This is a genomic window from Pseudomonas sp., from assembly GCF_035554175.1.
Lineage (GTDB): Bacteria > Pseudomonadota > Gammaproteobacteria > Pseudomonadales > Pseudomonadaceae > Aquipseudomonas.
In genome coordinates, this window is record NZ_DATMIV010000054.1 from 15,507 (window position 1) to 30,370 (window position 14,864).

The 14,864-nt window shown below is 61.0% G+C and carries 15 protein-coding genes; 12 read left to right on the forward strand and 3 right to left on the reverse strand.

Annotation, left to right across the window (positions count from 1 at the left end; genetic code table 11):
- Nucleotides 1-60 precede the first annotated feature (60 nt).
- Nucleotides 61-780 (forward strand): FadR/GntR family transcriptional regulator, encoded by a 720-nt coding sequence (locus VNV36_RS24075; protein WP_024013185.1) that lies wholly within the window; start codon nucleotides 61-63, stop codon nucleotides 778-780.
- 181 nt (nucleotides 781-961) lie between these two features.
- Here VNV36_RS24075 and VNV36_RS24080 read toward each other — a convergent pair whose 3' ends face one another.
- Together VNV36_RS24080 and VNV36_RS24085 are read right to left on the reverse strand one after the other, a co-directional pair.
- The gene (locus VNV36_RS24080; protein WP_325721289.1) at nucleotides 962-3,346 is read right to left on the reverse strand and encodes an efflux RND transporter permease subunit; all 2,385 of its coding nucleotides are present in this window, start codon (nucleotides 3,344-3,346) and stop codon (nucleotides 962-964) included.
- Nucleotides 3,343-4,386 carry a WD40/YVTN/BNR-like repeat-containing protein gene (locus VNV36_RS24085; protein ID WP_325721291.1) on the reverse strand — a complete coding sequence of 348 codons (1,044 nt, stop codon included), beginning with the start codon at nucleotides 4,384-4,386 and terminating at the stop codon, nucleotides 3,343-3,345. The genes VNV36_RS24080 and VNV36_RS24085 overlap by 4 nt, the downstream gene beginning before the upstream one ends.
- Before the next feature lie 461 nt (nucleotides 4,387-4,847).
- On the opposite strand from VNV36_RS24085, the gene VNV36_RS24090 reads away from it, so the two are divergent.
- The 7 genes from VNV36_RS24090 to VNV36_RS24120 all read left to right on the forward strand — a co-directional run bounded on the left by VNV36_RS24090 (nucleotide 4,848) and on the right by VNV36_RS24120 (nucleotide 10,192).
- A complete protein-coding gene (locus VNV36_RS24090) occupies nucleotides 4,848-5,438 on the forward strand; it encodes an amino acid synthesis family protein (protein ID WP_186630535.1) in 591 nt (196 codons plus the stop codon).
- Nucleotides 5,439-5,470: 32 nt separating this feature from the next.
- Nucleotides 5,471-6,304, forward strand: a complete 834-nt coding sequence (locus VNV36_RS24095) for an alpha/beta fold hydrolase (RefSeq protein ID WP_325721294.1) — start codon at nucleotides 5,471-5,473, stop codon at nucleotides 6,302-6,304.
- Entirely contained in the window at nucleotides 6,301-7,782 is a 1,482-nt protein-coding gene (locus VNV36_RS24100) for an aldehyde dehydrogenase (protein ID WP_325721296.1), read from the forward strand. The genes VNV36_RS24095 and VNV36_RS24100 overlap by 4 nt, the downstream gene beginning before the upstream one ends.
- 12 nt (nucleotides 7,783-7,794) lie before the next feature.
- Nucleotides 7,795-8,280: a flavin reductase family protein gene (locus VNV36_RS24105; RefSeq protein ID WP_325721298.1), complete on the forward strand. Its 486-nt coding sequence runs from the start codon at nucleotides 7,795-7,797 to the stop codon at nucleotides 8,278-8,280.
- 135 nt (nucleotides 8,281-8,415) lie between these two features.
- The gene (locus VNV36_RS24110) at nucleotides 8,416-8,805 is read left to right on the forward strand and encodes a carboxymuconolactone decarboxylase family protein (protein ID WP_039763896.1); all 390 of its coding nucleotides are present in this window, start codon (nucleotides 8,416-8,418) and stop codon (nucleotides 8,803-8,805) included.
- A gap of 57 nt (nucleotides 8,806-8,862) precedes the next feature.
- On the forward strand, nucleotides 8,863-9,627 hold the full coding sequence (locus tag VNV36_RS24115) for a GntR family transcriptional regulator (RefSeq protein WP_325721301.1): 765 nt from the start codon (nucleotides 8,863-8,865) through the stop codon (nucleotides 9,625-9,627).
- 1 nt (nucleotide 9,628) lies between these two features.
- Nucleotides 9,629-10,192, forward strand: a complete 564-nt coding sequence (locus VNV36_RS24120) for an NUDIX hydrolase (RefSeq protein ID WP_325721303.1) — start codon at nucleotides 9,629-9,631, stop codon at nucleotides 10,190-10,192.
- A gap of 123 nt (nucleotides 10,193-10,315) precedes the next feature.
- On the opposite strand, the gene VNV36_RS24125 is transcribed toward VNV36_RS24120, so the two are convergent.
- Nucleotides 10,316-10,612: a DUF1330 domain-containing protein gene (locus tag VNV36_RS24125; protein ID WP_325721304.1), complete on the reverse strand. Its 297-nt coding sequence runs from the start codon at nucleotides 10,610-10,612 to the stop codon at nucleotides 10,316-10,318.
- Between the two features lie 68 nt (nucleotides 10,613-10,680).
- On the opposite strand from VNV36_RS24125, the gene ribBA reads away from it, so the two are divergent.
- The 4 genes from ribBA to VNV36_RS24145 all read left to right on the forward strand — a co-directional run bounded on the left by ribBA (nucleotide 10,681) and on the right by VNV36_RS24145 (nucleotide 14,851).
- The gene (ribBA, locus tag VNV36_RS24130; protein ID WP_325721306.1) at nucleotides 10,681-11,790 is read left to right on the forward strand and encodes a bifunctional 3,4-dihydroxy-2-butanone-4-phosphate synthase/GTP cyclohydrolase II; all 1,110 of its coding nucleotides are present in this window, start codon (nucleotides 10,681-10,683) and stop codon (nucleotides 11,788-11,790) included.
- Between the two features lie 314 nt (nucleotides 11,791-12,104).
- Entirely contained in the window at nucleotides 12,105-13,130 is a 1,026-nt protein-coding gene (locus VNV36_RS24135) for an ABC transporter substrate-binding protein (RefSeq protein ID WP_016775018.1), read from the forward strand.
- Nucleotides 13,127-14,035 (forward strand): ABC transporter permease, encoded by a 909-nt coding sequence (locus tag VNV36_RS24140; protein ID WP_325721389.1) that lies wholly within the window; start codon nucleotides 13,127-13,129, stop codon nucleotides 14,033-14,035. The genes VNV36_RS24135 and VNV36_RS24140 overlap by 4 nt, the downstream gene beginning before the upstream one ends.
- A 6-nt stretch (nucleotides 14,036-14,041) precedes the next feature.
- A complete protein-coding gene (locus VNV36_RS24145; RefSeq protein WP_325721309.1) occupies nucleotides 14,042-14,851 on the forward strand; it encodes an ABC transporter permease in 810 nt (269 codons plus the stop codon).
- Nucleotides 14,852-14,864 lie beyond the last annotated feature (13 nt).

The window sequence follows — 14,864 nt, forward strand, 5'->3', positions numbered from 1 at the left end:
ATTGTCCGGTGCCTGCTATGATGCGCGGCATCTCCATCGCTCAGGATCGCGCCGCTCCCCATGGATTACCGCAAACCTTCCGACCGTAAAAGCATGCACTCGCGCATCGTCCAGGAACTGGGCATGCAGATCGTCTCCGGACGCTTTTTGCCCGACGACAAACTGCCCGCCGAAGCCCTGCTCTGCGAAGAGTACGCGGTCAGTCGGCCGGTCTTGCGCGAGGCCACGCGGGTGCTGGTGGCCAAGGGGCTGGTGTATTCAAAGCCACGCGTAGGCACGGTGGTCAAGGCCCGCCGCGAATGGCACATGCTCGACCCGGACGTGCTGCACTGGCTGATGCAAAGCAGCCCGCAGAATGAATTCTTCAACGTGCTGACCAGCGTGCGCAGCATCATCGAACCCGCCGCCGCCGCCCTCGCCGCCCAGCACGCAACCGATGCCGACATCGCCGCGATCAACGAAGCCTATCAACGCATGGAGGCCGCGCCGACGCCGGAAGCCTTGTTGCAGCCGGATCTGGATTTCCATAGCCGGATTGCCGATGCGACGCACAATGATTTGCTGGCGAACCTGTGCAACATGCTCGCGGTGGCGATTGCCGAGGCATTGAAGCATTCCAATCAACGGCCGAATCTGCATGAGTTGGCGTTGCCGCGACATAAGGCGATTTTGACAGCGATCGAAAATCGCGATGCGCTGGGTGCCCGGCATGCGACGTTGGTGCAGCTGGATGATGCGCGCAGTGCGTTGAGTGTGGTGCTGGGCGCTGAACTCTCTTAGCGTTGATGATCGACCTGTGGGAGCGAGCCTGCTCGCGAAACGGTCTGCCTGTGACATTTATGCTGTCTGACACTCCGCCTTCGCGAGCAGGCTCGCTCCCACAGGGAATCGGCGTCTGGTTCAAAAAAATAAAAAAGCCGCAACCCATAAGGTTGCGGCTTTGTTGTATCTGCCTTTCAGATCAGTGCGCAAACAACGAATTGCCCTTCTGCCCCGCCAGCTTCTCTGGCTTGATCAGGAACTTCGCCAGGGCCGGCAGCAGCCACAGCGCGCCGAACATGTTCCACAGCAGCATGAAGGTCAGCATCAGGCCCATGTCCGCCTGGAACTTGATCGCCGAGAAGATCCAGGTGCACACGCCGATCGCCAGGCACAGGCCGGTGAACAGTACCGCTTTACCGGTGGATTTCAGGGTCTGGTAATAGGCTTCCTGCAACGGCAGCCCCGCGCGCAGGAAACTTTCCAGGCGGCTATAGATATAGATACCGTAGTCCACGCCGATCCCCACACCCAGCGCCACCACCGGCAGCGTCGCGACTTTCACGCCGATGCCCATGAACGCCATCAGCGCGTTGCCGAGTACCGAGGTCAGCACCAGCGGCAGGACGATGCACAGGGTCGCCGCCCATGAGCGGAAGGTGATCATGCACATCACCGCCACGCAGATGTACACCAGAATCAGGATGGTCAGCTCAGCCTGTTTGATCACTTCGTTAGTCGCCGCTTCGATCCCGGCGTTGCCGGCGGCGAGAATGAATTCCAGGCCGTCCTTGTTGTTTTCCTTGGCGAACTCCTGAACTGCCTGCACCGCACGGTCGAGGGTTTCGGCCTTGTGGTCGTTGAGGAACACCAGCACCGGCGCCAATGAGCAACTGTTGTTGTACAGGCCGTCGGCGCGGGCGATCGAGTTGTTCAGCACGTCAGGATTGCGCGACAGGGTTTCCCATTTCAGGTTGCCCTCGTTCATGCCCTTGATCATCTGCTTGGACACGGTGACCAGCGAGATCGCCGATTGCACGCCTTCGGTGTTCTGCATCTTCCACATCAGCTGGTCGATCGGAGCCATGGCTTCGTAGCGCGAGCAGCCTTCGGCCTTGGTCTTGACCATCACCACCAGCACGTCGGAGCTGGTCGAGTAGTTACTGATGATGAAGTTGTTGTCCTTGTTGTAACGCGAGTCCGGACGCAGTTCCGGCGCGCCCTGGTCGAGGTCGCCGATCTTCAGGTTCTGGCTGTACCAGAGGCCGCCGCCGAAGGCGATCAGCGCCAGGGCAATGGAGACCGGTGCGACTTTCGGGCTGGCGAAGTTCGACAGCAGGCGCCAGAACGGATGCTCGCGATTGGCGTCCTTCTTGCTCTTGGCAATCGCGCGCTTGCTGATGCCGACATAGGAAATCGCCACCGGCAGCAGGATCAGGTTGGTGAACACGATCACTGCGACGCCAATGGAGGCGCCGATAGCCAGTTCGCGGATCACACCGATGTCGATGATCAGCAGGGTGATGAAGCCCACCGCATCGGCAAGAATCGCGATCATCCCCGGCAGGAACAACTGCCGGAAGGTGCGCCGCGCAGCGGTCAGGGCGTTATCCGCCTCGCTGGATTGCAGGGCGATACCGTTGATTTTCTGCACGCCGTGGGAAATACCGATGGCGAAAATCAGGAACGGCACCAGCATCGAATACGGATCGAGACCGAAGCCGAAGAAGTGCATCAAGCCCAGCTGCCAGACCACCGCCACCAGCGTCGTGCTCAACACCGCGATGGTGCTGCGCAGGCAGTTGGTGAACCACAGCAGCAGAATCAGGGTGATGACGAAGGCGATGCCGAAGAACATCACCACCATCACCAACCCGTCGATCAGGTCGCCGACCTTCTTGGCGAAACCGACGATATGAATCTTGATGTTGGGGTTTTGCGCTTCGAACTTGTTGCGGATCTTGTCTTCGAGTTCATGGGAGAACTTGCGGTAATCCAGCGCCAGCAACTTGCCCTGATCCTGCGGGTCCGGGTAGGCCTCCAGCAGCGGGATGTCGACGATGCTCGACTTGAAATCGTTGGCCACCAGACGCCCGACCTGGCCGGACTTGAGCACGTTGTTGCGCAGCAGGTCGAGGCTGTCCTGGGAGCCGTTGTAGCTCTGCGGGATCACTTCACCGCCGGCGAAACCCTCTTCGGTCACCTCGGTCCAGCGTACGCTCGGGCTCCACAGCGATTTGAGGCCGGAACGATCGACGCCGGAAATGTAGAACACTTCGTCGTTGATCTGGCGCAGGGTCTCCATGTACTCCTTGGAGAAGATGTCGCCGTCGGTGGCTTCCACCGAAATACGCACGGTGTTGCCGAGGTTCGCCAGATCGTTGCGGTGCTCCATCATCTTCTCGATGAACGGATGCTGCAGCGGGATCATCTTTTCGAAACTGGTCGAAGGCCGGATCAATGTGGCCTGCCAGAACAGGAAAATGCTCACCACCAGGCAGATCAGGATCACGGCCGGGCGGTTGTTGAAGATCAGGCGCTCGAGGAACGTCGCCTTTTCCTGCTGAGGAGTGATCAAGGAAGTCATAGCCCCGCCTTCTTGTTATTGGTTTCGGCACCGTTTGGCAGGGTGATGTGCAAACCACCCTGCCCGGTCAGAATCAGGTTGCCGTTGCCGGCAGCGGCGACCGACGACAGCGAAATGCGATCCGGGCGATTGAATACGCTGAAGGTCGCGCCATTGTCGCTGCTGCTGATCACCGAGCCGCCGTTGCCGACGATGACGATCGAGCCGTCCTCCAGCAACGTGCCGCCGGACAGGCCGAACTCCAGCGCCCCGCGTGCGGCTTTCAGCTCGACCTGTTCCCAGGTGCTGCCGAAATCGGTGGAACGATAGAGATTGCCGCGCAAGCCGTAAGCCAGCAGGGTCTGCGCCTGCGCCGTGCCGATCACGCCGAACAACGAGCCTTCGTACGGGCCTTCGAGTTTTTCCCAGGTCTGGCCGTCATCGGCGGAGCGGAACATGCTGCCGGACTCGCCGACGATGAACAGCCCGGCGTCTTTCACAGAGGCAATGGCGTTGAGGTGGAACTGGTCTTCGTTGTCGAGACGGTCGCTGACGTCTTCCCAGTGTTTGCCGCCGTCAGTGGTTTCGAGCAACGTGCCGTAGGCGCCCACGGCAAAGCCGCTGTTGGCGTCCTTGAACCAGACGTCGAGTAGCGGCGATTCGCGGGCGAGGTCTTCGAATTGTTTGCTCCAGGTCAGACCGCCGTCTGCGCTGGCGAGAATCTGTGCGTCGTGGCCCACGGCCCAACCGTTTTTGTCGTCGACGAAATACACGGCGGTGAGCAGTTGCCGGGTCGGCACCTTGGCCTGGGTCCAGGTCTTGCCCTGGTCATCGGAATAGACGATGTGCCCGCGATCCCCGACCGCCACCAGACGCGCACCGGCGTGGACGACATCGAGAATCAGGCTTTTTGCGGCCTTGGCCGACTCGGTGGCATAGACCACGTCAGCCGGGGCCTCGGCGGCAATCACCGGTGCCGATAACGTGGCAAAGCCCAGCAGCGAAAGTGCTGTGGCCAGCAACGCGGTGTTGCGTAACGCCGGCGGGCGGCAACGACTCATAGACCTTCCCCTATTTATTATTGTTGGGCCATCGGGCCTTCAAGGGCGCCGCAAGGGTGCTCGGCTACTGGCGTTTCAGAAGCATAGTCCTGAAACCCGCAATCCAGAGCCCCTTCGGAAGCTGGCTCATCCTATCGGGCTTTGCAAATGTCTGACAATCGGCGCCACGTTATCTTTTGTTAACCGAAAACAGCCTGCACGGAACCCTGTAGGCGCTGACGAGTGAAACGAGGCTGCGGTCTTTTGATCCTGATCTTTAAAACAAAAATCAAAATCAAAAGATCGCAGCGTTCCGCAGCTCCTACAGAAATATCGCGTGGCATCGAATAACGGGATCGGCGGGTGAATGCAGCGCCATTCGCCGGATGGATGCGGCAAATCTTGCGGAGGGGACTTGCAGGATCGGTATTATGGTATACCATCAGACGCACAGACACTCTCAATCCCCAACGGAGCAGCTCATGAGTTTCGAAATTCGCAAGATCGTCAGCTATGTCGAAGAAACCTTCATCGAAGGCGGCAAAGCCGCTGACAAGCCGGTGACCATGGTCGGCCTCGCCGTGGTGATGAAGAACCCTTGGGTGGGCAACGGTTTTGTCGAAGACCTCAAGCCGCAGATCCGCGCCAACTGCTCCGACCTCGGCGCGATGATGGTCGAGCGTCTGGTCGGCATCATCGGCGGCGCCGAGAAGATCGAGGCCTACGGCAAAGCGGCGGTGGTCGGCGCTGACGGCGAGATCGAGCACGCTTCGGCGGTGATCCACACCCTGCGCTTCGGCAATCACTATCGCGAAGCAGTGAAAGCCAAAAGCTACCTGAGTTTCACCAACAAGCGCGGCGGTCCGGGCACGTCGATTCAGATCCCGATGATGCACAAGGACGACGAAGGCCTGCGTTCGCACTACATCACCCTGGAAATGCAGATCGAAGACGCGCCGCGTGCCGACGAAATCGTCGTGGTGCTGGGTTGCGCTGACGGTGGCCGCCTGCACCCGCGCATCGGCAACCGCTACATCGATCTGGAAGAACTGGCCGCCGAAAAAGCCCAGTAATCACAACAAGAAAGGCATTGCAGGAGCGCTCCATGATTCGGCTCACCGCTGAACTCACCCCGGCTGGCACCAGTTACCTGGCGACCGGCCAAGGCCAGCCCGTGGTCTTGATCCACGGCGTGGGCCTGAACAAAGAAATGTGGGGCGGGCAGATTGTCGGCCTCGCCAGCCAGTACCAGGTGATCGCCTACGACATGCTCGGCCATGGCGCCAGCCCGCGACCGGCCAGCGGCACCGACCTGCTCGGTTACGCCGATCAGTTGCTCGAGCTGCTCGATCACCTGAATCTGCCCCTGGCAGCGGTGATCGGTTTCTCCATGGGCGGTCTGGTTGCACGGGCCTTCGCCCTGCATTACCCGCAGCGCCTGCAAAGCCTGGTGGTGTTGAACAGCGTGTTCAACCGCAGCGAAGAACAGCGTGCCGGCGTGATTGCCCGCACCGCGCAGGCCGCCGAGCATGGCCCGGATGCCAACGCCGAAGCGGCGCTGTCACGCTGGTTCAGCCGTGAATATCAGGCGGCCAACCCGGCGCAGATCGCCGCATTGCGCCAGACCCTGGCTAACAACGATCCGCAGGGTTACCTGACCACCTACGAATTGTTCGCTACCCAGGACATGTACCGCGCCGACGACCTGAGCAGCATTCAGGCGCCGACGCTGATCGCGACCGGTGAACTCGACCCTGGCTCGACGCCGGAAATGGCCGAGCAACTGGCCCGGCGCATCCCCGGCGCGAAGGTCGCCGTGCTGCCCGAGCAACGGCATATGATGCCGGTAGAGTCGCCGCGTCTGGTCAATCAGATGCTGCTGGAATTTCTCCAATTCGCACACGCCCGACAAAACCATATAAAGGGGATCGTTGCATGACACTCGCACGCTTCCAGATGTGCATCGGCGGAGACTGGGTCGACGCCCTCTCCGGCAAGACCTTCGAAAGCCTCAACCCGGCCTCCGCGCAGGCCTGGGCCGAACTGCCCGACGCCGATGAAGCGGACGTCGAACGCGCCGTGCAAGCGGCGCAGACCGCGTTCGACAGCCCTGCGTGGCGCGGTTTGTCCGCCACGGCGCGGGGCAAACTGCTGCGCCGCCTCGGCGACCTGATCGCGGAAAACAAGGAACACCTGGCGCAGCTGGAAAGCCGCGACAATGGCAAGCTGATCCGCGAAACCCGTGGGCAAGTCAGCTATCTGCCAGAGTTTTTCCACTACACCGCAGGGTTGGCCGACAAGCTCGAAGGCGGCACCCTGCCGCTGGACAAGCCCGACCTGTTTGCCTACACCGTGCACGAAGCCATGGGCGTGGTCGCCGCGATCATTCCGTGGAACAGCCCGCTGTACCTGACTGCGATCAAGCTTGCCCCGGCGCTCGCCGCCGGCAACACCATCGTGATCAAACCGTCCGAGCATGCTTCGGCAACCATTCTTGAGCTGGCGCGTCTGGCCCTCGAAGCCGGGATTCCGCCTGGCGTGGTCAACGTCGTCACCGGTTACGGCCCGAGCACCGGCGCCGCCCTCACCCGCCATCCGCTGATCCGCAAGATCGCTTTCACCGGCGGCGCGGCCACGGCCCGGCATGTGGTGCGCAGCAGCGCCGAGAACTTTGCCAGGCTGTCGCTGGAACTGGGCGGCAAGTCGCCGAACATCATCTTTGCCGACGCCGATCTGGACAGCGCGATCAACGGCGCGATTGCCGGGATCTATGCAGCGTCCGGGCAGAGTTGCGTGTCCGGGTCGCGCCTGCTGGTGCAGGACGAGATCTACGACGAGTTCGTCAATCGTCTGGTCGAACGCGCCCAGCGCATCCGCATCGGCAACCCGCAGGAAGATCACAGTGAAATGGGCCCGATGGCTACCGCGCAACAACTGGCGGTGGTCGAAGGTCTGGTCGCCGACGCCATCGCCGAAGGCGCGCGTTTGCGCACTGGCGGCAAGCGTCCGGCGGATCTTGGTGAGGGCTGGTTCTACGAGCCGACGCTGTTCGAGTGCGACCGCAATTCGATGAAGATCATGCAGGAAGAAGTCTTCGGCCCGGTGGCTTCGGTGATTCGTTTCAAGGATGAAGCCGAAGCGCTGGCCATCGCCAACGACTCGCAGTTTGGCCTCGCTGCCGGCATCTGGACCCGCGACCTCGGCCGCGCCCATCGTCTGGCGCGCGATGTGCGCTCGGGAATCATCTGGGTCAACACCTACCGCGCAGTGTCGGCGATGGCACCGATCGGCGGCTTCAAGAACAGTGGCTATGGACGCGAAAGCGGCATCGATTCAGTGCTGGCCTACACCGAACTGAAAACGGTGTGGATCAACCTCTCTCAGGCGCCGATGCCTGATCCGTTTGTGATGCGCTAGGAGTCCTGCGAAATGATCGAACCCGGCATTTACAAAGACGTCATGAGCTCGTTCCCGTCCGGCGTCACGGTGGTCACCACCCTCGACCCGGATGGCGGCATCGTCGGCATCACCGCCAGCGCCTTCAGTGCTCTGTCGATTGACCCGGCGCTGGTGCTGTTCTGCCCCAATTACGCCTCCGACACCTACCCGGTGCTGCGCGACAGCAAGAAGTTTGCGATCCACTTGCTCTCCGCCGACCAGACCGCCGAAGCCTATGCCTTCGCCAGCAAGGGCAAGGAAAAAGCCAAGGACATCGAGTGGCACTTGAGCGAACTGGGCAACCCGATCCTCGCCAAGGCCACGGCGATCATCGAATGCGAATTGTGGCGTGAGTACGATGGCGGCGATCACGCGATCATTGTTGGCGCGGTGAAGAACCTGATCCTGCCCGAGCAACCGGTGACACCGATGATTTACCACAAGGGCAAGCTGGGTGCGTTGCCCACCTTGACCTGAAAGATTCACACAAATCGCCCTGTGCAGGAGCTGCCGAAGGCTGCGATCTTTTGACTTTGATGTTTAAAAGCAAGATCAAAAGATCGCAGCCTTCGGCAGCTCCTGCACAAGGGATCTGTGGTGAGTGGAGGATTTATGAGTAACGAGAAATATGAAAAAGGCCTGCAGATCCGCACGCAGGTACTCGGCGAAGCCTACGTTCAGCGTTCGATCGACAATGCCGACGACTTCACCCGTCCGCTACAGGAAATGGTCACCGAGTATTGCTGGGGCCATGTCTGGGGACGCGAGGGTCTGTCGCTCAAGGAGCGCAGCATGATCAACCTGGCGATGATCTCGGCGCTCAACCGTCCCCACGAACTCAAGCTGCATGTGCGTGGCGCCTTGCGTAACGGCCTGAGTCGTGAGCAAATACGCGAAATTCTGCTTCAGGTCGGCATTTATTGCGGCGTTCCGGCGGCCGTGGACAGTTTCCGGCTGGCCCGTGAAGCCTTTGCCGAAGCCGACGCCGAGGCCTCCAGTTAACCCCTCGGCTGTTTCGATGCCTTCTGGCATGGACAGCCAACCCAAAGAGCGGACCCCATGAAACGCCAGCCACTCGACGACAGCTTCAAGGTCAATCGCAACCCCGTTACCCTGCGCGAAATCGTGCTGGACAAACTGCGTAGCGCGATCATGAATTTCCAGCTCATGCCAGGCGATCGTCTGGTCGAACGCGACCTGTGTGATCGCCTCGGCGTCAGCCGCACCTCGGTGCGCGAAGCGTTGCGTCACCTTGAATCCGAAGGTCTGGTGGAGTTCGCCGATGCCAAGGGGCCGCGCGTTGCGATCATCACCCTCGCCGACGCCGTCGATATCTACGAATTGCGTTGCGTGCTCGAAGGCCTGATCGTGCAGCTGTTCACCCTGCGCGCCAAGGCCAAGGACATCAAGGCCCTGGAAAAAGCGCTCGATGACAACCGCAAGGCACTCAAGGACGGCGAGCTGCAACAGGTGATCGACTCGGTGCAGGGCTTCTACGACGTGCTGCTCGAGGGCTCCGGCAACCATGTCGCGGCCACGCAACTGCGCCAGTTGCAGGCGCGCATCAGCTATCTGCGCGCGACGTCGGTCTCGCAGGAGAACCGTCGCGGCGCGAGTAACCACGAGATGGAAAAAATGGTCGAGGCGATCAAGAGCGGCGATCCGCTGGCGGCGCATCAGGCCTGTGTCGATCACGTCCGCGCCGCGGCTGCCGTGGCCCTCGATTATCTCAAGCGCAAGCAGGAAGACACCGGCGTCGCCGTCAAAGGCACCCCGGCCATAACCCTGCCGATCGCGCTGAAAGAACCGCGCATAGGTCAATGACATGTTCAGCCCGAGCTTTTGCCCGAAATGCGGTGGCCCTGACCTCGGTCAGCAACTGCCGCCGGGCGATACGCACGAGCGTCTGATGTGCCGCGGCTGCGGCTACATTCACTATGTAAACCCCAAGATCATCGCCGGCTGCATCATCGAGCAGGACGGCAAATACCTGCTGTGCCAACGGGCGATTCCCCCGCGCCCTGGCACCTGGACCCTGCCCGCCGGTTTCATGGAGAGCGGCGAAACCACTGAGCAGGCAGCGTTGCGCGAAGTCTGGGAAGAAAGCGGTGTGCGTGCGGAAATCGTCTCGCCGTATTCGATCTTCAGCGTGCCGAAGATCAGCGAGGTGTACATCATCTTCCGCGCCATCGCGCTGGAGATCACCGGGCAGTTCGGCCCTGAGACCATGGATTACAAATTCTTCGCCCCTGAAGACATTCCATGGGAGCAGATCTATTACCCAGCGATCCGGCAGATTCTGGAGCGCTATATCGAAGAACGCCAGGCCGGTGTGTACGGGATTTACATGGGCAATGACGACAGCGGCAAAATCCACTTCATGCGCTGATCTCCATCGTCGCACAACCTTGTAGGAGCTGCCGAAGGCTGCGATCTCTTGATTTTGCTTTTAAAGTCAAAATCAAAAGATCGCAGCCTTCGGCAGCTCCTACAGGGGGTCTTGTGGTATGGCTCAGTTCGGGGCGACGCCCTCGACGATGATGATCTGCGCCCTCGCCCATTCCTCGCGATAACTCTTCGCCTCCTGATACGCCGCCGAGTGGTAGCACGCCACGGCTTTTTCGTAGCTATCAAATTCGATCACCACGCTGCGCTGCGGTGTCTGCCGCCCTTCCATGGCCTCGCTGCGTCCGCCCCGGGCGAGAAACTTCGCGCCGAACTCAGCAAAAGCCGCCGGCGCGCGCTGGGTGTATTGGCTGTAATGATCGGCATCAGCTATATCCACGTGTGCAATCCAGTACGCCTTCATAGTGACCTCTTTGTTGATTTTGTATTATGGTATACCAATATATTTCCAACGAACCCTGAGAGTCCAGCATGGCCTTCAACAGCATCGAAGAAATCATCGAAGATTATCGCCTCGGCAAAATGGTCCTGTTGGTCGATGACGAAGACCGCGAAAACGAAGGCGACCTGCTGCTGGCCGCCGATCGTTGCACGCCGGAGGCGATCAGCTTCATGGCCCGCGAAGCACGCGGGCTGATCTGCCTGACCCTGACCGACGAGCATTGCCAGCGTCTGGGCCTTGAGCAAATGGTGCCGAGCAACGGCAGCGTGTTCAGCACCGCGTTCACCGTGTCGATCGAGGCGGCGGTTGGCGTGACCACCGGCATTTCGGCGGCGGATCGAGCGCGCACCGTTGCCGCCGCCGTCGCACCCGATGCCCGCGCTGAAGACCTGGTGCAGCCCGGCCACATCTTCCCGTTGCGCGCCAAGGAAGGCGGCGTGCTGACCCGTGCCGGCCACACCGAAGCCGGCTGCGACCTCGCCCGGCTGGCCGGTTTCACCCCGGCCTCAGTGATCGTCGAAGTGATGAACGACGACGGCACCATGGCCCGCCGCCCTGATCTTGAGCAATTCGCACGCAAGCACGGGATCAGGATAGGCACTATCGCCGACCTGATCCACTACCGCCTGAGCACCGAGCACACCATCGAACGCATCGGCGAGCGCGAGCTGCCGACGGTGCACGGCACCTTCCGTCTGATCACGTTCGAAGATCGCATTGAAGGCGGCGTGCACATGGCGATGGTGATGGGCGACTTGCGCCGCGAGGAGCCGACGCTGGTGCGCGTGCACGTGATTGATCCGCTGCGCGATCTGGTCGGTGCCGATTACAGCGGGCCGAGCAACTGGACGCTATGGGCGGCGCTGCAGCGGATCGCCGCTGAAGGTCATGGCGTGGTTGTGGTGCTGGCCAATCATGAGTCGTCGCAGGCCTTGTTGGAACGAGTGCCGCAATTGACTCAGCCGCCGCGGCAGTTCAGCCGTTCACAGTCGCGGATTTATTCGGAGGTCGGGACGGGGGCGCAGATTCTGCAGAATCTGGGGGTGGGCAAATTGCGTCACCTCGGCCCACCATTGAAGTATGCAGGGTTGACCGGCTATGACCTGGAAGTCGTTGAAAGCATCCCTTTCACCGAATAACCCGAACCCACTACACACCGTGTGGGAGCGAGCTTGCTCGCGAAGGCGCCCTTTCATTCGACATGGATGTTGCATGAACCAGCGCTTTCGCGAGCAAGCTCGCTCCCACAGGTTTTTATTTCAATGCCTATTCCCTGCGGCACGAAAACAGATTCGCCAGATAACCGGTAAGGCAAAGTGCTTGCACAAAGTTTGGAATACCATAATATGATATTCCATAGACCGGACGCACCCACGAGTCGTCCATCTACTGCTCCCGACAGGCGGGCGACAACGCAAGGCCCGCTCAAAAACACAACAATGAGGGCGTGAACATGGTGTTGAACAAAGCTGCAACCGCGATCTTTTTCGCGGGACTGCTCAGCGTTACCGGCCAGGCTGCAATGGCTGCCGAAAGCGTGAACTTCGTCAGCTGGGGCGGTAGCACCCAGGATGCGCAGAAACAGGCCTGGGCCGATCCGTTCAGCAAAGCCAGCGGCATCACTGTCGTACAGGACGGCCCGACCGACTACGGCAAACTCAAGGCCATGGTCGAAAGTGGCAACGTGCAGTGGGATGTGGTCGACGTCGAAGCCGACTTCGCCTTGCGTGCCGCCGCTGAAGGCCTGCTCGAACCCCTCGATTTCAAAGTGATCCAGCGCGACAGGATCGACCCGCGCTTCGTCAGCGATCACGGCGTCGGCTCGTTCTTCTTCTCCTTTGTCCTCGGCTACAACGAAGGCAAGCTCGGCGCCAACAAGCCGCAGGACTGGAGCGCACTGTTCGACACCAAGACCTACCCGGGCAAGCGCGCCCTCTATAAATGGCCAAGCCCCGGCGTGCTCGAACTGGCGCTGCTGGCCGACGGCGTTGCGGCTGACAAGCTTTATCCGCTGGATCTGGATCGCGCCTTCAAGAAACTCGACACCATCAAGAAAGACATCGTCTGGTGGGGCGGCGGCGCGCAGTCGCAGCAACTGCTGGCGTCTGGCGAAGCGAGCATGGGCCAGTTCTGGAACGGTCGCGTGCATGCCCTGCAGGAAGACGGCGCACCGGTCGGCGTGAGCTGGAAGCAGAACCTGGTCATGGCCGACATTCTGGTCATCCCCAAGGGTTCGAAAAACAAGGACGCGGCGATGAAGTTCCTGGCCAACGCCAGCAGCGCTAAAGGCCAGGCCGACTTCTCCAACCTGACCGCCTACGCCCCGGTCAACCTCGACAGTGTGGAGCGTCTGGATTCGACGCTGGCGCCCAACCTGCCGACGGCCTACGCCAAGGATCAGATCACCCTTGACTTCGCTTACTGGGCCAAAAACGGTCCGGCTATCGCGACACGGTGGAACGAATGGCTGGTCAAATGAAAATCGCGGCCACTGCGCCCCGTCCCGCCACTGCCACCGGGAGCGCCGCCGGCGCTGCCGGTTCGGCCTTCAAGCAACGCTGGCGCGGCGCCGGCAACCTCGTCCCGGCGCTGTTGTTCCTCGGGCTGTTCTTTCTCGCGCCGCTGATTGGCCTGTTGTTGCGCGGCGTGCTTGAACCGACACCAGGTCTTGGCAACTACGAACAACTGTTCGCTAACTCGGCCTATGCGCGGGTGCTGCTCAACACCTTTTCGGTGGCCGGGCTGGTGACGCTGTTCAGCCTGCTCTTGGGCTTCCCATTGGCCTGGGCGATCACGCTGGTGCCGCGCGGCTGGGGCCGCTGGATTCTCAATATCGTGCTGCTGTCGATGTGGACCAGCCTGCTCGCCCGTACCTATTCGTGGCTGGTGCTGCTGCAGGCATCGGGCGTGATCAACAAGGCGCTGATGGCGCTGGGCATCATCGATCAGCCACTGGAAATGGTGCACAACCTCACCGGCGTGGTGATCGGCATGAGCTACATCATGATCCCGTTCATCGTGCTGCCGTTGCAGGCGACCATGCAGGCCATCGACCCGATGATCCTGCAGGCCGGTTCGATCTGTGGCGCCAGTCCGTGGACCAATTTCTTCCGGGTGTTCCTGCCGCTGTGCCGACCGGGTCTGGCCTCCGGCGGTTTGATGGTGTTCGTGATGTCGCTCGGTTACTACGTCACTCCGGCGCTGCTCGGCGGGGCGCAGAACATGATGCTGCCGGAGTTCATCATTCAGCAGGTGCAATCGTTCCTCAACTGGGGTCTGGCCAGTGCCGGCGCCGCGTTGCTGATCGCGATCACGCTGGTGCTGTTCTACTTCTACCTGAAGCTTCAGCCGGAATCCCCGGTTGGCGCCAGTAACGCGAGGTAAGCCGACATGCTCCTGACTCCCAATGCCATGAGCCGGCGGATGCGCGTCGGCCTCTATACCACCACCGGGCTGATCGGTCTGTTCCTGCTGCTGCCGATCGTCTTCATCGTGCTGCTGTCGTTCGGCTCCTCGCAGTGGCTGGTGTTCCCGCCTCCAGGCTGGACGCTGAAATGGTACGGCCAGTTTTTCTCCAATCCCGACTGGATGAACGCCGCTGCCGCCAGCCTCAAGGTCGCCGTACTGACGACGATCTGCGCCGTGGCCCTCGGCTTGCCGACCGCGTTTGCCCTGGTGCGCGGGCGCTTTCCCGGCCGGGAAATGCTTTACGGCCTGTTCACCCTGCCGATGATCGTGCCGCTGGTGATCATCGCCGTGGCGGTGTACGCGCTGTTTCTCAAGCTCGGTTACACCGGGACGATGTTCGCCTTTGTCGTCAGCCATGTGATCGTCGCGCTGCCGTTCACCATCATCTCGATCATCAACTCGCTGAAGCTGTTCGATCAGTCGATTGAAGATGCGGCGGTGATCTGCGGCGCCTCGCGCCTGCAAGCGGTGTTCAAGGTGACGTTCCCGGCGATCCGTCCGGGCATGGTCGCCGGCGCCCTCTTCGCTTTTCTCGTTTCATGGGACGAAGTGGTGCTCAGCGTGATGATGGCCAGTCCCACACTGCAAACCCTTCCCGTGAAAATGTGGACCACCCTGCGCCAGGATCTGACCCCGGTGATCGCCGTCGCTTCGACGCTGCTGATCGGCCTGTCGGTATTGGTCATGGTGATCGCCGCCGCCCTGCGCCGGCGCAACGAAATCAGCGCCTGAGCGCCCCGGAGTA